This window comes from Paraburkholderia podalyriae (assembly GCF_014397785.1).
Lineage (GTDB): Bacteria > Pseudomonadota > Gammaproteobacteria > Burkholderiales > Burkholderiaceae > Paraburkholderia > Paraburkholderia podalyriae.
Window position 1 is genome coordinate 25,625 of the sequence record NZ_VZQQ01000025.1, and the last position, 22,523, is coordinate 48,147.

Annotated in this window: 19 protein-coding genes; 6 read left to right on the plus strand and 13 right to left on the minus strand. The window is 64.0% G+C overall.

Going from position 1 to position 22,523, the window contains the following annotated elements:
- The 3 genes from F6X42_RS25525 to F6X42_RS25535 all read right to left on the minus strand — a co-directional run bounded on the left by F6X42_RS25525 (window position 1) and on the right by F6X42_RS25535 (window position 2,261).
- Window positions 1-663: an amino acid ABC transporter permease gene (locus F6X42_RS25525; RefSeq protein ID WP_187636847.1), complete on the minus strand. Its 663-nt coding sequence runs from the start codon at window positions 661-663 to the stop codon at window positions 1-3.
- Between the two features lie 28 nt (window positions 664-691).
- Window positions 692-1,345, minus strand: a complete 654-nt coding sequence (locus F6X42_RS25530; protein WP_187636848.1) for an amino acid ABC transporter permease — start codon at window positions 1,343-1,345, stop codon at window positions 692-694.
- An 88-nt stretch (window positions 1,346-1,433) separates the two neighbouring features.
- The gene (locus F6X42_RS25535; protein ID WP_187636849.1) at window positions 1,434-2,261 is read right to left on the minus strand and encodes a transporter substrate-binding domain-containing protein; all 828 of its coding nucleotides are present in this window, start codon (window positions 2,259-2,261) and stop codon (window positions 1,434-1,436) included.
- A 241-nt stretch (window positions 2,262-2,502) separates the two neighbouring features.
- On the opposite strand from F6X42_RS25535, the gene F6X42_RS25540 reads away from it, so the two are divergent.
- Both F6X42_RS25540 and F6X42_RS25545 read left to right on the plus strand, forming a co-directional pair.
- Complete coding sequence (locus F6X42_RS25540) at window positions 2,503-3,492, plus strand: isopenicillin N synthase family dioxygenase (RefSeq protein ID WP_187636850.1); 990 nt, start codon at window positions 2,503-2,505, stop codon at window positions 3,490-3,492.
- The gene (locus F6X42_RS25545; RefSeq protein ID WP_187636851.1) at window positions 3,489-4,925 is read left to right on the plus strand and encodes an FAD-binding oxidoreductase; all 1,437 of its coding nucleotides are present in this window, start codon (window positions 3,489-3,491) and stop codon (window positions 4,923-4,925) included. The genes F6X42_RS25540 and F6X42_RS25545 overlap by 4 nt, the downstream gene beginning before the upstream one ends.
- Window positions 4,926-4,929: 4 nt before the next feature.
- Here F6X42_RS25545 and F6X42_RS25550 read toward each other — a convergent pair whose 3' ends face one another.
- The gene (locus tag F6X42_RS25550) at window positions 4,930-8,346 is read right to left on the minus strand and encodes an alpha/beta fold hydrolase (protein ID WP_187636852.1); all 3,417 of its coding nucleotides are present in this window, start codon (window positions 8,344-8,346) and stop codon (window positions 4,930-4,932) included.
- Window positions 8,347-8,597: 251 nt separating this feature from the next.
- Window positions 8,598-9,389, minus strand: coding sequence for a hypothetical protein (locus F6X42_RS25555; RefSeq protein ID WP_187636853.1), 792 nt, complete (start codon window positions 9,387-9,389; stop codon window positions 8,598-8,600).
- Window positions 9,390-9,666: 277 nt separating this feature from the next.
- On the opposite strand from F6X42_RS25555, the gene F6X42_RS25560 reads away from it, so the two are divergent.
- Window positions 9,667-11,544, plus strand: a complete 1,878-nt coding sequence (locus F6X42_RS25560; protein ID WP_187636854.1) for an ATP-binding response regulator — start codon at window positions 9,667-9,669, stop codon at window positions 11,542-11,544.
- Here F6X42_RS25560 and F6X42_RS25565 read toward each other — a convergent pair.
- The 4 genes from F6X42_RS25565 to F6X42_RS25580 all read right to left on the minus strand — a co-directional run bounded on the left by F6X42_RS25565 (window position 11,510) and on the right by F6X42_RS25580 (window position 15,128).
- Window positions 11,510-12,253, minus strand: a complete 744-nt coding sequence (locus F6X42_RS25565; protein ID WP_187636855.1) for a response regulator transcription factor — start codon at window positions 12,251-12,253, stop codon at window positions 11,510-11,512. The two genes, F6X42_RS25560 and F6X42_RS25565, sit on opposite strands and share 35 nt — an antisense overlap.
- Window positions 12,254-12,504: 251 nt before the next feature.
- Window positions 12,505-12,702, minus strand: coding sequence for a hypothetical protein (locus F6X42_RS25570; RefSeq protein WP_187636905.1), 198 nt, complete (start codon window positions 12,700-12,702; stop codon window positions 12,505-12,507).
- Window positions 12,677-13,681, minus strand: a complete 1,005-nt coding sequence (gene cydB / locus F6X42_RS25575) for a cytochrome d ubiquinol oxidase subunit II (protein WP_187636856.1) — start codon at window positions 13,679-13,681, stop codon at window positions 12,677-12,679. Before cydB ends, F6X42_RS25570 begins: the two co-directional genes overlap by 26 nt.
- 22 nt (window positions 13,682-13,703) lie before the next feature.
- Complete coding sequence (locus tag F6X42_RS25580; protein ID WP_187636857.1) at window positions 13,704-15,128, minus strand: cytochrome ubiquinol oxidase subunit I; 1,425 nt, start codon at window positions 15,126-15,128, stop codon at window positions 13,704-13,706.
- A 614-nt stretch (window positions 15,129-15,742) separates the two neighbouring features.
- Between F6X42_RS25580 and F6X42_RS25585 the strand changes: the two genes are divergently transcribed.
- The 3 genes from F6X42_RS25585 (at window position 15,743) to F6X42_RS25595 (ending at window position 18,966) form a co-directional block, all read left to right on the plus strand.
- A complete protein-coding gene (locus tag F6X42_RS25585) occupies window positions 15,743-16,564 on the plus strand; it encodes an alpha/beta fold hydrolase (RefSeq protein ID WP_187636858.1) in 822 nt (273 codons plus the stop codon).
- Window positions 16,565-16,827: 263 nt separating this feature from the next.
- On the plus strand, window positions 16,828-17,622 hold the full coding sequence (locus F6X42_RS25590) for an NAD-dependent epimerase/dehydratase family protein (protein ID WP_187636859.1): 795 nt from the start codon (window positions 16,828-16,830) through the stop codon (window positions 17,620-17,622).
- A 45-nt stretch (window positions 17,623-17,667) separates the two neighbouring features.
- Window positions 17,668-18,966, plus strand: a complete 1,299-nt coding sequence (locus tag F6X42_RS25595; protein WP_187636860.1) for an MFS transporter — start codon at window positions 17,668-17,670, stop codon at window positions 18,964-18,966.
- A 137-nt stretch (window positions 18,967-19,103) separates the two neighbouring features.
- Here F6X42_RS25595 and F6X42_RS25600 read toward each other — a convergent pair whose 3' ends face one another.
- The 4 genes from F6X42_RS25600 to garL all read right to left on the minus strand — a co-directional run bounded on the left by F6X42_RS25600 (window position 19,104) and on the right by garL (window position 22,401).
- Complete coding sequence (locus tag F6X42_RS25600; protein WP_187636861.1) at window positions 19,104-19,397, minus strand: contact-dependent growth inhibition system immunity protein; 294 nt, start codon at window positions 19,395-19,397, stop codon at window positions 19,104-19,106.
- 8 nt (window positions 19,398-19,405) lie between these two features.
- The gene (locus F6X42_RS25605; RefSeq protein ID WP_312892910.1) at window positions 19,406-20,260 is read right to left on the minus strand and encodes an RNase A-like domain-containing protein; all 855 of its coding nucleotides are present in this window, start codon (window positions 20,258-20,260) and stop codon (window positions 19,406-19,408) included.
- 414 nt (window positions 20,261-20,674) lie between these two features.
- Window positions 20,675-21,604 (minus strand): 2-hydroxy-3-oxopropionate reductase, encoded by a 930-nt coding sequence (locus F6X42_RS25610; protein ID WP_281394039.1) that lies wholly within the window; start codon window positions 21,602-21,604, stop codon window positions 20,675-20,677.
- Window positions 21,601-22,401 carry a 2-dehydro-3-deoxyglucarate aldolase gene (gene garL, locus F6X42_RS25615; RefSeq protein WP_187636863.1) on the minus strand — a complete coding sequence of 267 codons (801 nt, stop codon included), beginning with the start codon at window positions 22,399-22,401 and terminating at the stop codon, window positions 21,601-21,603. The genes F6X42_RS25610 and garL overlap by 4 nt, the downstream gene beginning before the upstream one ends.
- Window positions 22,402-22,523 lie beyond the last annotated feature (122 nt).

The window sequence follows — 22,523 nt, forward strand, 5'->3', positions numbered from 1 at the left end:
TCATGCCATGAAGCGTGCGAGGCGGGCTTCGGCCCACATGCCCGCGCGCGAGGTCAGCTCGACCAGCGCGAGGTAGCACACGCACAGCACCAGCAGGGTTTCGACGAAAGCGAAGGTGGCCGAGCCGATGCCGGTCAGCACGAAGGTCAGTTCGGGCACCGTGACGATCGACAGCACGGCGGTTTCCTTGCTCAGCACGATGATCAGATTGGTCAGCGCGGGCACGATCAGCACCAGCATCTGCGGCGCCTGGATGCGCACGATCGCCTGCCAGCGCGTGAGCCCGAGACAGGACGCCGCTTCCAGATGACCTTTCGGCACCGACTGGAAGCCGGAGCGGAACGCCTCGGCGAAATACGCACTGCCGTAGAGGCCGAGACCGACGATGCCGGCCGTCATCGGTTCGAGTGTGAGGCCGATCGACGGGCCGGCGTAGTACAGCAGAAACAGTTGCACCAGAAACGGCGTGCCGCGCAACAGCTCGATATAGACGCGCAGCGCGGCACGCAGCCAGCGTCCGCAGAACAGTTGCAGCACCGCGATCAGAAAGCCGATCACGAGACCGATCGCGACGCCCGCGGCCCAGCTGCCGAGCGTCGTCGCGAGGCCGGCGGCGATCGGCTGCAGGTTGTGCGTGATGACGGTCGGGTCGAACGTTTGCATGGCGCAGTCAAGGTAGGCGTGGGATCGGTCAGGTGTGCTGCTGCAACCGGTGTTCGGCCGCATGCGCGACCAGCGCGAGCGAACCGCAGATCACGAAGTAGATGAGGCCGGCCGCGACATACGCTTCGAGCGGCCGGTAAGTGCTCGCGGCGATGTTCTGCGCGGTGCGCGTCAACTCGGCGACGCCGACCACCGAGATCAGCGAAGAAGCCTTGATCAGCAGCACCATTTCGTTGACGAGTGACGGCAGCGTCAAGCGGAATGCCTGCGGCACCAGGATGCGGCGCAGCGTATCCAGCGAGGAAAGCCCCAGCATGCGCGCGGCTTCGAGATGTCCGGGCGGAATGCTCAGAAAACCGCCGCGCAGAATTTCGGCGATGTACGAGGCCGAGCACAACGACACCGCGCTGATCGCGGCGACGATCGGCGACACGTTGATGCCGGCGAACGGCAGCAGGTAGTACACGAGCAGCAACTGCACGAGCATCGGCACGCCGCGAAAGAAGAACACGTACGCGCCGCCCGCCAGACGCGCGGCGCGATGCTGCGACAGCCGCGCGGTGCAGACGCCGATGCCGACGAAGAAGCCGATCACGAGCCCCGTCAGCGAAATGCCGACGGTGGCGAGCGCCGCATGCAACAGCAGCGGCAGGCCCTGAACGAAGACAGTCGTGTTGAACATGGATCGCGGCCGGTGGAACGGCGCGGGCGACGCACGCTGCGCGATGACGAAACGATCGCGCAACGCGTGACGCCGACGCAAAACGCGCTCAGTAATTCGGCGTGGGCATCATGGCCGGCATTTCCATCGCGACACCGAACCACTTCTTCTGCAACGCGGCGAGACGGCCATCCTTCTGCATCTTCACGAGCGCGGCGTTGAACGCGTCGGCGAGCGGCTTGCTGTCGGCGTCCTTACGCAACGCGTACGCGAAGTACACCTTCGCACCGAACGGCGGCTGCACGACCGTGAACATCTCTGGACGCTGCTTGGCGACATACGCGATGTTGGTCATCGAGTTCGCCACCGCGGCGATGCGGCCCGCCGCGAGGTCCGCGTAAGCCTGATTGTTGTCGACGTACTCGCGGACTTCAGGCTGCTTCGGCAGCGTGGCCGCATAGCCCTTCAACTGATCGAGCTGCGCGCTGCCTTTGCCCGCGCCGACCGTCTTGCCCGCGATATCCGACGACTGCTTGATCGACGCATCGCTCGCGCGCTTGAGCAGCGCGTCGGTCGCATCGGCGACGGGCAGCGTGTACGTATAGCGTTCCATGCGCGCCTTCGTGACCGTCAGCGGGCCGCCGACCATATCGAACTTGCCCGCTTCGAGACCGGGCAGCACACTCGGCCACGGTAGATCGATGAAGCGCACCTTCACGCCGATGTCCTTGCCGATCTCCGCGAACAGGTCTTTGTTGAAGCCGGCCTGTTGCCCGTTTTCGAGGAAGTCGAAAGGCGCGAACTGCATTTCGGTGCCGACCACCAGTTCGCCGGCCTTCTTCACTTTGGCGAGCTGGTCTTCGGCGTGCGCGGTGACGCTTGCCGCGCACAGCGCCAGCATGACCAAATGACATTTCCAGCCTGCAAGGATACGCATGGGGTTCTCCGGGGGGCGAATAGGTGTCGGGTTGCCGGCGTGTTGAAGTCTTCGTTCTCGACCCGCCGCGCCGCCAGCGCGATATCGGATCTTGCAGGGCAGTATATACCGCGTTTCCAGCGAAAAATAAATGCTCGCGCGAGTAGAGAAAAGCCCTGATATCGAGGCGCGCAAAGCAACTTGCGGCGATGCTTTCGGCGGTATATACAACTGCAATAGCGATCCATCAAGGAGCAGCGCGATGCCCGTCACTCGCATTCCGATCATTGATGTCGCCGGCGTGCGCGCGGGCGATGCGCACGCGCTGCAACGTGTCGCGAAGGACATTCATCAGGCGTGTACGACGATCGGCTTTTTCTACATCGTCAATCACGGCGTACCGCAGGCGACCATCGATGCCGCCGCGCAGGCCGCGCGCACGTTCTTCGCGTTTCCGGTCGACACGAAGCGCCGCGCGGCGGTCAATCATCGGCATCGCGGTTTCAATGCGCTTGGCGACGCGACGATGTACCAGGCGAAGCGCCCCGATTACAAGGAGTTCTTCAGCATCGGCCTCGAACTGCCGGAAGACGATCCCGACGTGCTGGCGGGGCAAGCACTGCGCGGGCCGAACAACTGGCCGGACTTCATGCCCGAGTTGCGGCCGGTGCTGTATGACTATTACGAGGCGGTCGGCGCGTGCGGCGCCGATCTGCTGCGCGCGGTCGCGGTGAGCCTCGGCATCGAAGCCGATTTCTTCGCGCCGCGCTACACCAAGCGCATGCAGCGCACGCAGATGGTCTATTACCCGCCGCAGCCGCCGCAATCGGATGAAGATCAGTTCGGCGTCGCGCCGCATACCGACTACGGCTGCATCACCTTGCTGTGGCAGGATCAGGTCGGCGGCCTGCAGGTGCGCGAAATCGCCAACGACACGTGGGTCGAGGCGCCGCCCGTCGATGGCAGCTTCGTCGTGAACGTCGGCGATCTGCTCGCGCGCTGGACCAACGACCGCTTTCGCTCGACGCTGCATCGCGTGATCAATGCGTCGGGGCGCGAGCGCTATTCGATCGCGACGTTCTACGATCCGACCTATGGCGCGCTCGTCGATCCGCGCGAACTCGGCGCGAGCGACGCGCAAAGCAAATATCAGCCGGTCGCCGCGGGCGACTATATCCTCGGCCGCATCAACGATTCGATGGGCTATCGCAAGAAACTCGCCGCGACGGCACAGCAAGGAACGCCTGCATGACAGAGCAGAGCATCACTGACGACAAGACGACACCGACCCCAAGCGCGACCGCGCCGCTCGCCGCGACACTCGCGGCCTTGCGCGCCGCGCTCGGCGCCGACGCGGTGCGCGTCGGCGAGCAGATCGGCGAACGCGCGATGACCGACTGGACGCGCCACGAGCCGACGCGTCCGGCGGCGCTGCTGTTGCCGCGCACGACCGACGAAGTGTCGCGCGCGCTCGCGATCTGCGACCGCGCGCGTCAGCCGGTGGTGCCGCAAGGCGGTATGACCGGACTCGCGGGCGGCGCGATCGCACGTGCCACCGATATCGCGTTGTCGCTCGACCGCCTGGCCGGCGTCGAAGAACTCGACACCGCGTCGGCCACGCTGACCGTTCGTGCCGGCACGACGTTGCAAACCGCTCAGGAAGCTGCCGAAGCAGCCGGCTTCGAACTCGCGCTCGATCTCGGCGCGCGCGGCTCGTGCCAGATCGGCGGCAATCTCGCGACCAACGCGGGCGGCAATCGCGTGATCCAGTCGGGCACCGCGCGCGACCAGGTGCTCGGGCTCGAAGTGGTGCTCGCCAATGGCGACGTGCTCAGTTCGCTCGGCAAGATGGTCAAGAACAACACCGGCTACGACTTGAAGCACTGGTTCATCGGTTCGGAGGGCACGCTCGGCGTGATCACGCGCGCGGTGCTGCGGCTGCATCCGCGCCGCGCCGCACGCCACACAGCACTCGTCGCGCTCGACGATTACGATGCCACGGTGAGCCTGTTGCGTCGTCTCGCGACGCGATTCGGCAACGACATCGGCGCGTTCGAGATCATGTGGCCGGACTTCTACGACTTCGGCATGAAGCTGACGGGCGCGCGCTCGCCGTTCGACGCCGCGCATCCGCTCTATGCATTGATCGAGCACGCGGGCTTCGATGCGGACGACGCTGGCGAACGCTTCGCCCAGGCGCTGACCGATGCGCTGCAAGCGGGCACGCTGCGCGGCGCGGTGATCGCGCAGTCGGTCGCCGATGCGCGCGCGCTATGGGCGATCCGCGAATGCACGGCGGAGTTTCCGCTCAAGCTCGATCCGATCAACTTCGATGTGAGTCTGCCGATCGGCGAGATCGGCGCGTTCGTCGACCGTTGCCGCGCGGCGCTCGATCAGCGCTGGCCCGGCAACCAATCGTATTTTTTCGGGCATATCGGCGATTCGAATCTGCATTTGACCGTGGATGGTCATTCGATTCCCGGCGTCGATCATCACGCGGTTTATGCGTTCGTCTACGAGATGCTCGGACCGTTGCGCGGGTCGGTGTCGGCGGAACATGGCATCGGTTCGCTGAAGCGCGAGTTCCTGCCGATTTCGCGCTCACCGGCCGAGCTTGCGGCGATGGTCGCGATCAAGCGTGCGCTCGATCCGAACGGCATTTTGAATCCGGGCAAGCTGTTCTGAGCCGTCAATGCGCGTTCAGATAGCCGACGATCAACGGATAAACATCGACCGCCGCGTTCTTGCCGAAGATGCAGTCGATATGCCCATAGCCCGGAATCAGATGCCGCTCGTACGGTTCGTCGGGGAAGCGCTCGCGCAACAGGTCGTAAGTGCGCGCGGTGCTGACCGGCAAATAGGTTTCGTTCTTCTCGCCATGGATGAAGCCGATCGGCAGACGCATGCCCTCCAGTCCTCTCATGCCGTTCGCGCCGGTCAGATACACATCGTCGCCGCGCGCATCGACGAGCTTGCCCGCGCGCACCATCGTGGCCAGATGCTGGAACACGGCCATGTCGTGAATGCCGAACAGTTCCTGCAGGTTCGCATGCAGCGTCTCGTTCAGCTTGTCGTGCTCGTAGAGCAGGCCATACAGGAACGTCGCGCGATGACAGATCGGATTGCCGCAGCCCTCGCCGTGATCGAGCGGATAGAGACGCAGCGCTTCGTCGAACAGGTTTGCGGGCCACGAATCTTCCTGCGTATAGGCAGTGAGATCGCGCACGCGCAGATGCTGCATCAGGTCGGGAATATGCAAGCCGGCCTTGATCCGTTGCAACGTGCCCGGCACCGGATGCGCGGACACCTGCGAAATCACCGCCGAGCGCACGCCGTCGAGCCCATACAGCAGGGACATGCTGAGCGCGAGGCCGCCCAGGCAGTGGCCGAGTACCTGAATGTTCGGCGCGCCGGTCAGTTCGCGAATCTTCGCGACGGCGGCGGGAATGTCCTCGCGCGCGACTTTGTCGACGTTGGTCGGCACGAGCACGCTCGGCAGTTCGATGCTGACGCGCAGATCGACGAGCCACACGTCGTAGCCCGACGCGTACAGATATTCGACGAGGTTGGTCGGTATCAGATCGGTCGAGAAGATGCGGCTCGATACGCCCGAGCCGTGGATCAGCAGGATTGGCTTCGCGGCTTTGCCCGCGGCGGGATCGAAGTAGCGCGTGAGCTTGAGTCTCGTGCGGTCGGGCGTGTCGAAGTACGTGATCTGCGGCGCCGGTGCGCGCAGCGTGCGTTTCGCGCGCGGTGGCGTGTACGGATCGTAGAACTGCAGCGGCGCGGCCACGCCGCCATATTCGGTGAACAGCACGCCCGCGAAAAACTTGCCGAACTTCAGCGTCCATTCGAGGCGCGTCTTCAGGTCGGGCGCGTGCTTGACTTCGAGCGTGCGCTGCTGCTTCAGGAAGTTTTCCGGCGTGATGATCAGCGTCGCGGTGCCGACGATGGGCGCATCGTCCCGCGCCGACGCGCGGATTTCCGCATACAGCGTGTTGGTCTGCTCCCACAGGTTGATCGGCGACGTGCGCGTGATGATCTTCTTGCCGGTCAGATACCAGCTGTTGCCTTCGACCGCGTCGAGCGTCATCCGGTAGTTCATGTTGCGCTCGTCGACGTCGGACTGGTCGACGACGAACAGGTTGAAGGTGCCGTCGCTGATCGTCAGCGGTTGCGCGGAGAGGGCGGGGCAGGTCAGCGTGCCGGCGGTGCGTGCGAGATGATCCGGGTTGCCTAGCATATCGGCGAGATCGTCGGAGTCGACCGTCAGCGTGAATTCGATCGGGCTCGTTGCGGCTTGTCCCGCCACGTTGGGCGTATAGGTGCCGACCATCGTCTCCGTGAAGCGCAGGCCGATCTTCTGCGCGGGCGGCGCGGCGGCGGCGCCCTGCGACGTGTAATCGATCGACCAGTCGTGCGCTTTGGCAAGCAGCTTGCAATTGCGTTCGGCGAGCGCGGAAATGGTCAGCAGCGGATTGACGCCGAGCGACATCGGCATCACCGCGCCGTCCATCACATAGAGGCCGTCGTGCACCGCGGCGCCGGCCGTGCCGCTGAATACGCGGCCCAGATGATCGACCACGCCGTGCCCGGCGTCCTCGCCCATGCCGCAGCCGCCGAGCGGATGCACGGTCACCGTGCGCCGGCCGGCGATCTTCGTCGAAATCGGGTTGCGCAGATATTTGCCGCCGAGCGGCTCGCTCGCCTTGATCAGCACGTCCTCGATGCGCTGAAAGATCGGTTGGCGCCCCGCGTTTTTCCATTCGATGCGCGCGCGGCCTTGGTCGCCGACCGTGATGCGGCCGCTTTCGTCGTCGTGCGCCATCACGAGGTAGCTTTGGGTGTGATTGAGCGCGCCGTGGTACGGGCCGCGGAGCAGGCTCTCGATCGCGCGCGCGTCATAGGCCATGCGATCGAGCAGCGACGGTGGCCCGGCCGCATCCACGCCTTCGAGCGGCGCGACCGCGCCGAGCATGCCGACGAGCGCTTCGCCGACCGGGCCGGCCAGCGAGCCTTCCTCGATCACATAGCCATCCTTGACGTCGTTCTGCCCGGCGCGATTGTCGATCAGGCCGGTGATGGTCGGCCCGACCGGCGCAATCTGCCCTTGCTGGTGCTCGCCCCAGCCGACGCCGTTGATCATGTCGCTGGTGTTGTACGCGAAGGCGAGCACGTCGCCGTTGCCGGTGAAATGCTGGCCGAGCGTCTCCGACGTGCTCAAGCCCGCGTTGCGCGAGCGCAGCAGCAGCGCCGTCGAGCCGATCGTGCCCGCCGCGACGATGACGATATCGGCCAGCACGAACAGATCGGGCGCGTCGTAGCTTTCGCGGCCGAGCTTCACGAGCTGGAAGTTGACCTTCCATTGCTGTGTGTCGGGATCGCGCAGCACCGAATGCACGGCCGTGCCGGTGAAAATCTGCGCGCCGTGGGCGACCGCGTCGGGCAGATAGTTCATGTGCGTCGAGTTCTTCGCGTCGTAGTTGCAACCCGAGTTGCAATCGCCGCACCCGACACAGCGCTGCTGCTCGACGCCCGCCGCGTTCGGGCCGCCCTTGAACGTGACCGTGATCGGCGGACGGCTGAAGCGCTCGGCCATGCCGAGCGCCCGCGCCGATTTTTCGAGCGCCTGCAGCTTCGGCAGCGGCGGGAAATCGTCGGGCACCGGCGACGGTGACAGCATTTTCCAGGCGAGCGCATAGCCGTCGTCGCGCCCGGCCTGGTCGGCGCGCAGCGCGGCCGGCCAGCGCGGGTCGTCCCACAGGCGCGGATCGGCTTCGAGCGCGACGTTCGCATTGATCAGCGAGGTGCCGCCGAGTCCGCAGCCCACCACCGCGTTGACGTCCTCGTTCACGTGCACTTCGAGCAGCGCGAGCGGCGAACCGATCTGCGCCTCGGCCGTGTTGTACTGGATCTGCTCGGCGCCCTGCACGGGCGTGCGCGGATACTCGCCGGCCATGAATTCGCGTCCGCGCTCGAGCACGCATACGCGACGTCCGGCGCGCGCCATACGGCTCGCGGCGATCGCTCCGCCGTAGCCCGACCCGATCACGACCACTTCGTAATGGCGTTGCAGCGCCGTCGGCGCGCTCGATAAGCGGTTCATCAGGACCACCTCGTCTGGAATCGGATGCGGGGAACGGAAGCTCGACTTCGCAACAAAGACGGCGTGCGATGGCAGCTTTTTTATCGTAGGCGGAATATGCGGGAAAAAAAGCGCGCCGTGGAGGGCGCGCCGAAGTCGTAGCGTGCGACGCTCAGGGCGGCATGACTGGCCGGCCGTTGCCGGTGGTGCCCGGCCGGGTGGTCATGCGCTGTTGCCGCGCTTCTTATGTGGCCTGTTGGTTCTCCGAACTATTACGCGGCCACTTCATTGAATTCGCTATCGCTCGATTCCGCCGCGAGCAGATTCAGCGTGACCAGAATCGCCGCGCGATTCTCGACGTCGATCGCGATGCCGAGCACATCGGTGAGCCAGCGGCCGATCTTCGTGTTGGAAAATTCGTCGGCGCCGGCCGTCTTTTTCATGGTGACGCCGAGTTTGACCGCGCGATAGTGATAAGAGGGCACCCGATGCTGCGCCGCGACCGCCGAGAGCCCGCCTTTGCCTTCCGAGCACCAGCCGAGGCTGCCGGCCAGCACGATCCGCTCCGGTTCGTCGAGCGCTTCGATGAACTCGCGCGCCGCGCGCCGCAAGTGCTGTTCGTCGAGGCCGTATTGCAGCAGCACGCTTGCCACCGGGTCTTCGAGCGCGTGCGCGTGCAGATCGATCTCCTGCGCGATGCCCTCGGTTTCCATCGACACGTTGCGCTGATGGCACGCGCTGCGCAGGCAGTCGATCAGATAGCGGCGGAAATACGCGCACACCGCGTAGCTGTTGGACGGCGCGCTGTCTGCGCACGCGTTCGTTTCGGTGTGGCCGGGCGCGAGGCGCAGCACCTTCGCGTAGATGAACTGGGCGACCAGTTCTTCCTTGTCCTCGCCGAGCGCCTGCAATTCGAGCGGGTGGTAGGTCCGCAACGCGCGCTTGACCAGTTCGACCATCGACACCATTTCGTCCGCGGAGAGCCGGGTGCGTCTGCGCCACAGGTCGGGCAGGATCGCGTCGTCGAGTTGGCGGGCGAACTCGTAGCTCGGGACTGCGCCCATGGAAACCTCCATCACGGTTGGCGGGGAGCGCGGCGGGCCGCGGCGCGTAGGCCACGAGGCGAGGGAAGACGACTGACATGCCGCGTTGAAACGTGAATGCAGTATGGTTCGCCGCAAGGCCTTCGCCTATATGGATTAAGTGTTAGCTGATGGGTAAACTGCCGGGTAAACCTTCTGACGGATTGCTGACTATTCGTCAGAAGGATGGGCTTTCGCACCGCCGCATCGTCAGTGCCTGGCCTTTGCTCCCGTTCCGATCGACACAGGAGAACGCCCCATGCGGGCCGACCCGATCCAGCGTGCCATCGACGAAGACCTCGTGCGCGTGCTCTACGCGCAGGACCCAATCGCGTTCTTTTCGCACTGGTTTTCGATCGCCGTGCTGGTGGCGATCTACTGGCCGCATGTGCCGTCGCCGCCGCTGTTTATCGCATGCTTCGTTTTTTATGCGCTCGCCAATTGCGCGGGCCTCGCGCTGTGGATCTGCAATCGCCGCTATCCGCAACTGGTGTCGCCGCGCGACTGGATCTATCTGCACGCGCTGCGCGGCGTGCTTCTTTACAGCGGGCCGGGCTTCGCGGTGTGGTTCGCATTCCAGAGTCCGCAGACCGATCTGCCGCTATTGCATACCGTGATGCTGGTGACGCTCGCGGCGGGCGTGTTCATGTCGAATGGCTTCGATCTCCTCAATTTTTCGACGTCGATTCCGTTCCTGCTGCTGCCGTCGATCGTGCTGCATTTCGGCTCGCACACATTCGATCGCACCATACTGGCGATCGTGCTGGCGTTCTTCTTCTGCGCGATCAATGTCTATGCGATGAGCTATCGCAAGCTGTTTCGCCAGGTCGTGCAGGCGCGTGTCGATCAGCAATACCTCGCGCAATCCCTTGCCGCGCAAAAGTGCGTCGCCGAAGAAGCGAGCCTCGCGAAAACGCGCTTTTTCGCGGCGGCAAGCCACGATCTGCGTCAGCCGCTGCATGCGATCGGCCTGCTCGCGGCGTCGCTGAACGACCCGGCGGCGACGCCCGCGCAGCACGCGAAGACCGCCGGGCACATCGTCTATAACGTCGAGGCGCTCAATCAGCTGTTCAACCAGGTGCTCGATCTTGCGCGGCTCGAAAGCGGCGTGACCCAGGTGATCCGGTTGCACTTCCGGCTCTCCGAGCTGTTCGAGCGGGTGGGCAGCCAGTATCGCCCCCAGGCCGCGGCGAAGGGGCTCGCGCTGCGCATCGCGCCGACTTCGATGGTCGTCTACGACGATCCGGTGCTGCTCGAACGCGTGCTGAGCAATCTGCTGTCGAACGCGGTGCGTTACACCGAGCAAGGCGCTATCTGGCTCGGCTTGCGGCGCGCGGGGCGACAGAAGGGCGGCTATATCGAGGTGCGCGATTCGGGCGTCGGCATTGCGCCGCAAGAGCACGAGCGCATCTTCGAGGAGTTTTATCAGGTCGAGAATCCGCAGCGCGACGCGCGCCAAGGGCACGGGCTCGGGCTGCCGACCGTCAGGCGGCTCGTCGGTCTGCTCGGCGGCGAGTTGCAGCTGCGCTCGGCGCCGGGGCGCGGCTCGGTGTTCCGCTTTGCGGTGCAGGCGGGCGACGCGAGCGGCATCGTCGCAAGTCTGAACGATTCGGTCGTGGGCGGCCCGACCGCGCAAGGGCGGCGCGTGCTGTGCATCGACGACGATCCGTCGATACTCGAGGGCCTCGCGAGTCTACTCGAGCGCTGGGGCTGCAACGTGCGCGGTGCGCGTGACGAAGCCGCGGCGCTCGCCGCGCTCGCGGATGGCTTCGTGCCCGACGCGGTGCTGTGCGACTATCAGCTCGCGAATCACCGCACCGGCGCGCAGGCGCTCAGCGCATTGCGCGGCGTGCTGGCGCACGCGGGGCATGGCAATGTGGTGACGCTGCTGATTACTGGCGATATGGCGTCGGCGGAACTGGCGGCGCTCGCGCTGCAGGGAATTCCAGTGCTGCACAAGCCGGTGACGCCGGCACGATTGCGGCGCACGCTGGACATGCTGTGGCAGGAGGCGGTGGACCAGGGACGGCTGGCGAGCGCGGTGGTGTTGGGGCAACGGGCGGCGGAGGCCGACCCAGCGCCGTCGCCCGCGGCGCCAGGCGCTACAACGTCTTCCCCGCCTCCAGCCATCCATTGATCACCGCGATCGCCGTCGACCGGTTGTGCACGCCGAGCGCCCGGAAGATCACCGACAGATGCACCTTCACCGTACCTTCGGCGACGCCGAGCTCGCGCGCGATCATCTTGTTGGTCCAGCCGCGATGCACGAGCCGCATGATGTCCTGCTGACGGGGTGACAGGTTCTCCAGCAGATGCTGCTGGTGCGGTTGCAGCGACGGCGCCTGCCTGAGCGGTTCGCTCTGCGGAGCGGCGCTCGGAACCGGCACGACAGCCGGTCCATTCGCATCGGCCCCCGCGCATCCGGCCGCCTGCGTCTCGCGCGAACCGAGCAGACTGAGCGCCTCGATTGGCACATAGGCACCGCCGGACAGCACCAGCTCGATCGCCTTCAGCATCACGCTGGCGGGCTGGCGTTTCGGCACGAAGCCGAGCGCGCCGGCCGCGAGCACCGCGCGCATCTCGTCGGGCGATTCTTCCGCGGACAGCACCACGACCGGCAGCGCCGGGTTCGCCTTCAGCAGCGTTTCGAGCGACATCGCGCCGCTCATGCCCGGCATGTGCAGATCGACGATCGCCAGATCGTGATTCGCGTCGGGTCGCGCGGCGCTCGCGAGGGTTTCCCAGCTGTCGGCTTCGTCGAACTGGGCGTCCGGATCGAAGCCGCGCAGCATGCCCTTGACGCCTTGGCGGATCAGTTCATGGTCGTCGGCTACAAGAAACTTCATGATGTCTCCGCGAGTCGAGCCTGTCCGTTGAGGGCTGCCGCCGTTGCAGCATGCGCCGTTGCAGCATGATTAACTTCGCCACGCGCGTGGCCGGCTGCCGGCATCGTTCGATGCGCTTCGTGATGTTAAGGCAGGTCTCCCGCGCATAGGTTCCGGCTTGCTACGTAGACGAGCCGCGCGTACCTTTTTTGAAGCGCTTCTGCGCGCTCGAGCAGGTTATGCTCGCCAGATCGAAACGGGTTCGCGTGCCGCTATCTGACCGCAAACAACGTTGCATTCATCAGAAGCCTGAAGGCGAAACCGAGCGACATCGCCGCCGCAACGCCGAGGCACCATAGCGCGATGAACCACAGCCAGCCCGGCAGTTTGCGGCTGGGCGTCGCGGCAGTGGCAGCGGGCGCCGATGTGCGGGCACGCTGCGTTTCAATGATAGTGATGTTGGTCGCCATGACGCACCTTGCCTCGAAAGACCCAGTAACCCATCGTCGTGTACGCGACGATGATCGGCAGGATCACCGCCGCGCCGGCCAGCGTGAACGTCTGGCTCGTGCGTGGCGCGGCGGCTTCCCATAGCGTGATGCTCGACGGAATCGCATACGGCCACAGGCTCACGAGCAGACCGAGATAGCCGAGCAGCACTAGCGCCAGCGCGAGCGCGAACGGCGTGTTGTGATGGCGCGCGCGCACCGCGCGATGCATGAAGAATGCGCAGAGCGCGACGAGGAACGGCACCGGTAGCAGACGGTAGAAGATCCCGTCATGGAACCAGCGTTGTGCGATGCCCGCATCCATCAGCGGCGTCCATAGGCTCACGAGCGCGATGAAGCCGAGCAGCACCACGGTCAACGGCCAGACGACGCGATGCAGCCGCCGCTGCAGATCGCCGTCGGTCTTCGCGACCAGCCAGCAGCAGCCGAGCAGCGCGTAGGTCGCGACGAGCCCGAGGCCCGTCAGCAGACTGAACGGCGTGAGCCAGCCGAACCCGTCGCCGGCATTGGCGCCATCGGCGACCGGAATGCCCTGCAGAAACGCGCCGAGCACGATGCCCTGGAAGAACGCCGCGCCCGCCGAGCCGCCGATGAACGCGAGGTCCCACAGATGCCTCGTGCGACGCGACTTCGCGCGGATCTCGAACGACACGCCACGAAAGATCAGGCACACGAGCATGAACACGAGCGGCAGATAGAGCGCCGACAGCACGGTCGAGTAGACGACCGGAAACACCGCGAACAGCGCGGCGCCGCCGAGTACGAGCCAGGTTTCGTTGCCGTCCCACACCGGCGCCACCGTGTTCATCATCAGGTCGCGTTCCTTTTCGTCGGGGAAGAACGGAAAGACGATGCCGATGCCGAGGTCGAAGCCGTCCAGCACGACATACATGAAAAGGCCCAGCGCGATGATCGCGGCCCATACGACAGTTACGTCCATGTTCTTTCTCTTCAAGCGTGGGTTAGACGGCGTCGATCATCTGATCGGCGGCGGACAGCGGGCGGCGCGCGGTCTGCGCGGGCGTCGGCTGCGGCAGGGCTGGCGGCCTGTCGTGCGACATGCCGCCAGGCAGCGCGGGACCGGAGCGCATCAGCTTCAGCATGTAGTAGATGCCGGTGCCGAACACGAGGAAGTAGACGGCCACGAACGTCATCAGCGACAGACCGACCTGCTGCGTGGTCAGCGGCGACACCGCCTGCGACGTGCGCATCACGCCGTACACGACCCACGGTTGACGGCCCGCTTCGGTGGTGACCCAGCCGGCCAGCAGCGTGATGAAGCCGCTCGGCCCCATCGCGACGCACAGCCGCTGGAACCACTTCGCTTCGAACAGGCGCCCGCGCCGGCGCAGCACCCAGGCCGCGATCGACATCGCGATCATCAGCACGCCGAGGCCGGCCATAATGCGGAAGCTCCAGAACACGACGGTCGAATCCGGCCGGTCCTGCGGCGGAAATTCCTTCAGGCCGCGGATTTCGCCGTCCCAGCTATGCGTGAGGATCAGGCTGCCGAGGTGCGGCACCGACACCGCGTAGCGCGTGGTTTCCGCCTTCATGTCGGGGATGCCGAACAGGTTCAGCGCGGTGCCGCCTTTTTCGGTATCCCACAAGCCTTCGATCGCCGCGATTTTCGCCGGCTGATACTTGCGCGTATTGAGGCCGTGCTGATCGCCCACGAATGCCTGGATCGGCGTCAGAATCAACAGCAGCCACAGCGCCATCGAGAACATCTTCTTGACGGCGGGATCGCGCCGGCCGCGCAGCAGATGCCATGCGCCGACCGCCGCGACCACGAGCGCGGCGACGATGAACGCCGCGAGCGCCATATGCGCGAGCCGGTACGGGAACGACGGATTGAAGATGATCTTGAACCAGTCGAGCGGCACGACATGGCCGTCGACGACTTCGAAGCCCTGCGGCGTCTGCATCCAGCTGTTGGACGCGAGAATCCAGAAGGTCGAGATCAGCGTACCGATCGCGACCATCAGCGTCGCGCCGAAGTGCGCGCGCGGACTCACGCGCTGCCAGCCGAACAGCATGATGCCGAGGAAACCCGCTTCGAGAAAGAATGCGGTCATCACCTCGTACATCAGCAGCGGACCGGTGATGGGCCCAGCGAAACGGGAAAAGCCCGACCAGTTGGTGCCGAACTGATAGCTCATCACGACGCCGGAGACGACGCCCATGCCGAAGGCCACTGCGAAGATCTTCGACCAGAACAGACAAAGATCTTTGTAGTAGGCCTTGCCGGTCTTCAGCCAGCGCCATTCGAGAACCGCGATGAAACTGGCGAGACCGATGCTGAGCGCGGGGAAAACAATGTGAAAAGAAACGGTGAACGCGAATTGGATGCGAGCGAGATCGAATGCCGATAGTGCGGAGTTCATGATCCTGTTGTGCGTGATAGCCGCATGTGCGGACTTACGCGCGTCGACCGATGTCGGGCGCACTGCGCTGGGCAGATGGCGCAAGAGTAGGGGATCGAAACAAAATTTGCTGCGATGCGAGGTGCGTCAATGAACCGCGTTGTTTTATGCGAAATGCGCTTGTTAATGAGGCAAGCCATTGATGATTATCAAGTTTCTTTTAGCGGCTGATGCATCGCCGTATGTGCGTCGTGGCGTGCGCTGCGTCAATCGACCGCGCTGCAGCAATGCGTTTCGCGCAGCGGCAAGCTCGCGGGCCGCATCCGTCGCCAGCCGACAATCGATCCATCCAAACCGACTTCGTCGGTTGGCGTGCTAGCCGGGCCATTTTTTTACTTCTACGATGCACGCTGCCGCCTGGCCGTCTCAGCGATTTCTCTTCAGTATTCGTTGCGCATTATCCGTTCGCCATTCATTTGGTGTTGATGTTATTTCGCGGCGGAATTTCTCAATAGGTCATTACTCATTGCCGTATCCGCATGGCGTTCTGTCATGCGTCGCGCGCATGCTTCGCGAGCAGCTTCGCTTCATCCACCTGCCGGCGACGGCAGACTTCATCGACAAGGAGTCAGCAGATGAGCACGATCAGGACGAAAGACGGTACCTCGATTTTCTACAAGGACTGGGGCAAGGGTCGCCCGGTGGTTTTTTCGCATGGCTGGCCGCTGACCGCCGATGCGTGGGATGCACAGATGCTGTTTCTCGGCAGCAAGGGCTTTCGCGTGATCGCGCACGACCGGCGCGGTCATGGCCGCTCGGAGCAGCCGTGGGACGGCAACGAGATGGACACCTACGCCGACGATCTCGCCGCGCTGATCGAACACCTCGACCTGCAGGACGCGACACTGGTCGGCCATTCGACGGGCGGTGGCGAAGTCGCGCATTACATCGGCCGGCATGGTACGGGGCGCGTCGCGAAGGCCGTGCTGATCGGCGCGGTGCCGCCGCTGATGCTGAAGACCGCCGACAATCCGCTCGGCTTGCCGATCGACGTGTTCGACGGCATTCGCAAGAGCGTCGTCGACGATCGCTCGCAGTTCTTCAAGGACTTGGCCGTGGCGTTTTATGGTTACAACCGCGAGGGCGCCAAGGTGTCGCAGGGCGTCATCGATTCGTTCTGGCGCCAGGGCATGGCCGGCTCGATCAAGGGGCTGTACGACTGCATCAAGCAGTTCTCCGAAGTCGACTACACCGAAGATCTGAAAAAGATCGACGTGCCGACGCTTGTGCTGCACGGTGACGATGACCAGATCGTGCCGATCGACGCAGCCGGCCGGCAGACCGCGAAGATCGTCGAGAACGCGACGCTAAAGGTGTATCCGGGTGGCCAGCACGGCATGTGCACGGTGGAGGCCGACAAGGTCAATGCCGACCTGCTTGAATTCATCGGCTCCTGAGCGATCGGTAACGCAATGATGTGATCGGTTGAAAGTGCGGGCGGCGTTCAGACGCGCCGCTCGCGCCGAACGCCCGGCCCCCGCGAGGGTAGGCGGGTTATACGATGTCACACGAACACGATGTTCGCATCTCTTTGTTTTTAAATGGGATGCGGAACCTGGCCCTTGCGATTTAAGGGTAAATGCCAAGTTGAAATCCGCTTGGTCATCGCAGATAGTACGTTATCGTACAACTAGCGCGCGGCGCAGTGAAAGGAACCTCTATGAAGAAGATTGCCCTGAGTGGCGCCGGCGGCCAGCTCGGCTCCGCGGTACGTGCTGAATTCGTCGCGCGCGGCGTGCCGTTGCGCTCGGCCGCGGGCTCGAAAGTGCTGACGCCGCTCGTCGACGGCGAAGACGTGATGAACGGCGACTTGCGCGATCCGGCGGTCGTCGACCGCCTGCTGAACGGCGTGGAGGTGCTGATCCATTTCGCCGGCACGAGCGTCGAGCGTCCGCTGCCCGAGATCATCGAGAACAACCTGCGCGGCCTCGTCGAAGTCTACGAAGGCGCGCGCCGCAACGGCGTGAAGCGCATCGTGTTCGCGAGCTCGAATCACGCGATCGGCATGTATCCGGTCACCGAGCATCTGAGCCTCGACTGCGAACTGCGCCCGGACGGCTTCTATGGCCTGTCGAAGGTATGGGGCGAAGCGCTCGCGCGCATGTACTGGGACAAGCACGGCATCGAAAGCGTGTGCGTGCGTATCGGCAGCTGCCTCGAGCGTCCGACCGAGCAGCGCCATCTGAGCACCTGGTTCGGCCACAAGGACCTGATGCATTTCCTCGAGCGCTGCATCGAAGCGGACGACGTCGGCTTCCTGACCATCTGGGGCGTGTCGGCCAACACGCGCAGCTGGTGGGACAACAGCGGCGCGGCGCGTCTCGGCTACGAGCCGAAGCAGAACGCCGAGGACTACGCGCAAGACATCCTGTCGCGCCCGAATCCGCTCGATGAACTGTGCCAGAGCTTCCAAGGCGGCAGCTTCGTCGGCATCGACTATTCGCGCAAGGCTTAAGTCCCGTTCGATTTGACGGGCATTGCATCACGAGGAGTAGCAGCAATGAAGATCAAGGGTATTCGCTGGTGGATGGTCGCGCTGGTCGCGGCCGGCCTGATCATCAATTACCTCGCGCGTAACACGTTGTCGGTCGCGGCTCCGACGATGATGAAGGAACTCAACATCACGACCGAGCAGTATTCGCACGTGGTCGTGGCGTGGCAGCTCTGCTATGCGTTCATGCAGCCGGTCGCCGGTTTCGTGCTCGACACGATCGGCACCAAGCTCGGCTTCGCGGTATTCGCGCTGGCGTGGTCGGTGGCTTGCGCGGCGGCTGCGTGGGCGACGGGCTGGCGCAGCCTCGCGGTGTTCCGCGGTATCCTGGGTCTCGCCGAATCGGCTGGGATTCCGGCTGGCGTGAAGGCGACCAGCGAGTGGTTCCCGGCGAAAGAGCGGTCGGTTGCGATCGGCTGGTTCAATATCGGCTCGTCGATCGGCGCGCTGCTTGCGCCGCCGCTCGTCGTGTGGGCGCTGTTTCACGGCCGGTGGGAACTGGCGTTCGTGATCGTCGGCGTCGCGGGCATCGTGTGGAGCATGCTGTGGATGCTCGCCTACAAGCATCCGCGCAACCAGAAGCTGCTGGGCGCCGCCGAGCGTGACTACATTCTGAGTGGCCAGGAAGCGAAGCATCACGATGACGTCAGCACGCCGAAACGCAACTGGCGCGCGATGCTGGTGAGCCGTGATTTCTGGGCGATCGGTATTCCGCGGATTCTGTCCGAGCCGGCCTGGCAAACCTTCAACGCGTGGATTCCGCTGTACATGATGACCGAGCGTCACATGAACCTGAAGGAAGTCGCGATGTTCGCGTGGATGCCGTTCCTCGCCGCCGATATCGGCTGCGTGCTCGGCGGTTATCTGAGCCCGCTGTTCCACAAGTATGCAAAGGTGTCGCTGTTCACGTCGCGCAAGATGGTGTTCGTGGTCGGCGCGCTGTTCATGATCGGGCCGGCGTGCGTGGGTCTCGTCGCGAGCCCGTACGTGGCGGTGGCGCTGCTGTGCGTCGGCGGCTTCGCGCACCAGACGCTGTCGGGCGCGCTGTACGCGATCACGTCGGACATGTTCGGTAAACACGAAGTCGCGACCGCGACGGGCATGGGCGGCATGGCCGGCTATCTGGGCGCCGCTGCGTTCACCGCGCTGTTCGGCGTGCTCGTTACGCAGATCGGCTATAGCCCGCTGTTCGTCGTGCTGGCGGTATTCGACCTGATTGCCGCGGCCGTGGTCTGCCTGATGGCCAGGAGTTCGGACAAGATGCCGGAGCCGAAGTGGACGTTGCCGGATGCGGTGACGGCGAAGTAATGTGATCTGCGGTCGGCTCCGGTGGGCCGATCGGGTGAAAGAAGCGGCGCCCCATGAGTGGGCACCGTTTTTTGTCGGTTTTGCGGCCGTTTGCGGGATGCGGTGTTGCGCCGCGAGCGTTGCAGCCGGCAAGCAGATTAGTCGTCCAGCAGGCGTTTTAATTCGTCAAAAAAGGATGCGGTCGTGTATCCCCACAACTTCGGATAAAAATTAAATCCATAATCTTCGTAAAACTTCTGGTCAAGATTCTCGCCTGCTTCTTTTCTATATTTTTCTATTTCGCACAGCGTCTCTGCAATTTCTTCTGTAGAACTGTCTCCCTTGAAGCACGATACAACCTCCGCCAGGCTATCGCCTAACAGATCACTATCCTGGTTGAGATATCCGCCAAACAAGACATAGAACTGAGGATATGACTCTTTGTTCATCATTTCAGTAGCTAAGACGTAAAAATATAATATGGCATCCCATTGAATTCTTGAAATTTAACGACGATATGAACGGTGCTCATGTCCTTGAATTCTCCGGTTTCCCGAATAACTCCATAGCCTATCTTTTTTCCGACGTCCTGAGATAAAGTCAGAAATCGCCTCGGATTTGATTGAGCCCAATTCCTGATCTCAGACGCGTTGGACTCCATCACTCTAGAGATCGACCATTCGGCCGCCGCTAAATCCCTAAACGACGATACCACGTCTCTTTTCGGTTCCAGGCGCAGCTTTTCCCGCAACTGCGCTTCGGTCCGTCCGACGTGCTTCAGCAGCGTATGTCCGCCAATCCGGCTCCCCGCCTTCGCCTCGTGCATGTCCAGACTGATCCGGCCCATCACGATCCGCGAAGTCCGTATAGCCTTGACCGAACTAGCGAAGCCAAACGGCACGACCATATCGAGCCACAGACCGATATTGTTCGCCATATCGGGACTGGCCTTCATCGCTTCGGCGAGTTTCGTCGTGCCCTGCTGGGTCAGCGTCGCCGTATCTCGCGCCGTCCAGATCTGACGCAAGCCAGCGGCCGCTGTGTCCGAGCCGCGTACGCCGAACACAACGCATCCGGCCTTGCTTGCCATGGTCGGTTCCGGCATCACACACAGCGCTCCGGCTCCGACCATTTCCAGAAGGCCGCCGACGAGTTGCAGCCCGCCCCATAGCCGGTTGGAAAGCATTTCGCTGAAGCTGATCGACTGGCGGGTCAGCACCGCCGCCAGTTGTGGCGCGCTGAGCACGACACGCACGCCGTCCGGATTTGGGTCATTGAACACTTTGGATTTCTCTGTCGTTGTTGGGGCGATCAAGCTAACAACCGGGTACAGAGAGAGGGAATGGGCGAAGGATGATTCTTGCGTCCCCGATGGTTCGCTCGAACGGACGTTGGTCGGATTGGATGGCGCAAGGGCATGGAGGCGAATGCCATGGCAGCGCGGCCATACCCACGTCGTGTGCTGTGAACAGGCGCAAGCTGGGCGAGTAGCTCACAATGGAATTGCGAAAGCAACTGCCGTTACTGAGGGGAGACTAAAGGTCGCGAGCCATGCTCACGCGTTGATGGTCCTACGCTGGTTGGAAGCGCTGGATCAGGCGGCAATTCAGAGCGATGCCGCGGAAAGAGCGTCGCTCTTGATCAGGCGACGAATTGCGATCGAGCCGGCCATCAGTCACATGAAGACCGACGGACAACCCGATCGCAACTATTTCGAACCCAGGTCAAATCACGCGGTCTTCTGACCGATCTCGTGATTCGCGAGCACTTCGAGCGCGCGCACCATCGCCGAGTGGTCCCATGCCTTGCCGCCGTGCGCGACGCACGCGTTGAACAGCGCCTGGCAGGTGGCGGTGTTCGGCAGCGACACGCCGAGCGCCTGCGCGGTCGACAGCGCGAGGTTCAGGTCCTTCTGGTGCAGTTCGATGCGGAAGCCCGGATCGAACGTGCGCCTGGTCATGCGCTCGCCGTGCACTTCGAGAATGCGCGACGATGCGAAGCCGCCCATCAGCGCCTCACGCACGCGCGCCGCATCGACGCCGGCCTTCGACGCGAGCAGCAGCGCTTCGCCGACCGCCTCAATGGTCGCTGCGACGATTACCTGGTTGGCGACCTTGCACACCTGGCCCGCGCCGACCGCGCCGATCAGCGTGACGTTCTTGCCCATCATGTCGAACAGGGGCTTCACGCTGTCGAACGTGGCCTGTTCGCCGCCGACCATGATGGTCAGCGAGCCGGCCTTCGCGCCGACTTCACCGCCCGACACCGGCGCGTCGAGATAGTCGGCGCCGGTTTCGCGCACGCGCGCCGCGAAGTCGCGAGTCGCCATCGGCGAGATCGAGCTCATGTCGACGACGGTTTGGCCGGCGCGCAGCGCGCTCGCGAGGCCGTTCTCGCCGAACAGCACGCGTTCGACGTCCGGCGTGTCCGGCACCATGATGAAGATCACATCCGCGTGCGCGGCGAGCGCGGCGGGGTTCTCGCATGCGACCGCGCCAGCCTGCGTGAGCTCGGCGGGCACGCCGCTACGCGTGAACGCGGCGAGCGGCACGCCGTTTTTCAGAAGGTTGGCGGCCATGGGCTTGCCCATGATGCCGAGTCCGATAAAGCCTGCTTTTTTCATGGAATGCTCCGAAAGATGTCGTGGCGGCTGCGTCAAGCCTCTCCCGCCTGTTTCTGCATGAAGTGTTTCTGCGCCGCCTGCGCGGCGCCCTTGAGCAGCCCGAGATCCGCGCAGACGGCGACGACGCGCGCGCCCATCGACAGATAACGTTCCGCGTCGGCCTGCACCGGCGCGAGAATGCCACTCGACTTGCCGGCCGCCTGCGCGCGCTCGAACACATGCGCGATCGCCTGCTGCACGTCCGGATGGCTCGCGTTGCCGAGGTGGCCATACGAGGCTGCGAGATCGGACGGACCGATGAAGACCGCATCGATGCCGTCCACCGCGAGGATGCTGTCGATATTCTCGACCGCCTTGCGGCTTTCGATCTGCGAAATCACGCAGACGTTGTCGTTGGCGATCGCGAAGTAGTCGGGCACGGTGCCATAGCGGTTGCCGCGATGGCCGACCGACACGCCGCGGATGCCCTGCGGCGGGTAGCGCGTCGAGGCCACCGCGCGGGCGGCGTCGTCGGCGCTGTCGACGAAGGGCACGAGGAAGTTCGAGAAGCCGCTGTCGAGAAAGCGTTTGATCACGACGCTGTCGTTAGCCGGTGGTCGGACGACCGGAGCGCTGCCGCTATCCTTGAGCGCCATCAACTGCGGGATCAGCGTGAGCACGTCGTTGGGCGCGTGTTCGGCGTCCAGCAGCATCCAGTCGAAGCCGACCGTGCCGAGCAGTTCAGTGGCGATCGGGCTGGCGAGCGACGCCCAGCAGCCGATCTGGGTTTTTCCCTCGCGCACCGCGCGCCGGAAGCGGTTGGGCAAGGATTCGTATGGCGTGACGGCGAGCATGCGGTGTCTCCTCGAACTGCGATGGATCGGGAAAAGCTGCGACAATGCCAAAACCGCGCGAAATGCGAGGTTATAAGTCGTCGTATGACCAGCGCAGATTAGCACCGCGCGCCTCGGTTGTA

What these genes read in the sequence shown, in the direction of transcription:
- F6X42_RS25530 (WP_187636848.1), bottom strand. Translation starts at nt 1,345, where the DNA reads ATGTTCAACACGACTGTCTTCGTTCAGGGCCTGCCGCTGCTGTTGCAT.
- F6X42_RS25555 (WP_187636853.1), bottom strand. Translation starts at nt 9,389, where the DNA reads ATGGGCGCAGTCCCGAGCTACGAGTTCGCCCGCCAACTCGACGACGCG.
- F6X42_RS25535 (WP_187636849.1), bottom strand. Translation starts at nt 2,261, where the DNA reads ATGCGTATCCTTGCAGGCTGGAAATGTCATTTGGTCATGCTGGCGCTG.
- garL (WP_187636863.1), bottom strand. Translation starts at nt 22,401, where the DNA reads ATGCTCGCCGTCACGCCATACGAATCCTTGCCCAACCGCTTCCGGCGC.
- F6X42_RS25595 (WP_187636860.1), top strand. Translation starts at nt 17,668, where the DNA reads ATGAAGATCAAGGGTATTCGCTGGTGGATGGTCGCGCTGGTCGCGGCC.
- F6X42_RS25540 (WP_187636850.1), top strand. Translation starts at nt 2,503, where the DNA reads ATGCCCGTCACTCGCATTCCGATCATTGATGTCGCCGGCGTGCGCGCG.
- F6X42_RS25590 (WP_187636859.1), top strand. Translation starts at nt 16,828, where the DNA reads ATGAAGAAGATTGCCCTGAGTGGCGCCGGCGGCCAGCTCGGCTCCGCG.
- F6X42_RS25570 (WP_187636905.1), bottom strand. Translation starts at nt 12,702, where the DNA reads ATGGCGACCAACATCACTATCATTGAAACGCAGCGTGCCCGCACATCG.
- F6X42_RS25580 (WP_187636857.1), bottom strand. Translation starts at nt 15,128, where the DNA reads ATGAACTCCGCACTATCGGCATTCGATCTCGCTCGCATCCAATTCGCG.
- F6X42_RS25550 (WP_187636852.1), bottom strand. Translation starts at nt 8,346, where the DNA reads ATGAACCGCTTATCGAGCGCGCCGACGGCGCTGCAACGCCATTACGAA.
- F6X42_RS25525 (WP_187636847.1), bottom strand. Translation starts at nt 663, where the DNA reads ATGCAAACGTTCGACCCGACCGTCATCACGCACAACCTGCAGCCGATC.
- F6X42_RS25565 (WP_187636855.1), bottom strand. Translation starts at nt 12,253, where the DNA reads ATGAAGTTTCTTGTAGCCGACGACCATGAACTGATCCGCCAAGGCGTC.
- F6X42_RS25585 (WP_187636858.1), top strand. Translation starts at nt 15,743, where the DNA reads ATGAGCACGATCAGGACGAAAGACGGTACCTCGATTTTCTACAAGGAC.
- cydB (WP_187636856.1), bottom strand. Translation starts at nt 13,681, where the DNA reads ATGGACGTAACTGTCGTATGGGCCGCGATCATCGCGCTGGGCCTTTTC.
- F6X42_RS25560 (WP_187636854.1), top strand. Translation starts at nt 9,667, where the DNA reads ATGCGGGCCGACCCGATCCAGCGTGCCATCGACGAAGACCTCGTGCGC.
- F6X42_RS25600 (WP_187636861.1), bottom strand. Translation starts at nt 19,397, where the DNA reads ATGATGAACAAAGAGTCATATCCTCAGTTCTATGTCTTGTTTGGCGGA.
- F6X42_RS25545 (WP_187636851.1), top strand. Translation starts at nt 3,489, where the DNA reads ATGACAGAGCAGAGCATCACTGACGACAAGACGACACCGACCCCAAGC.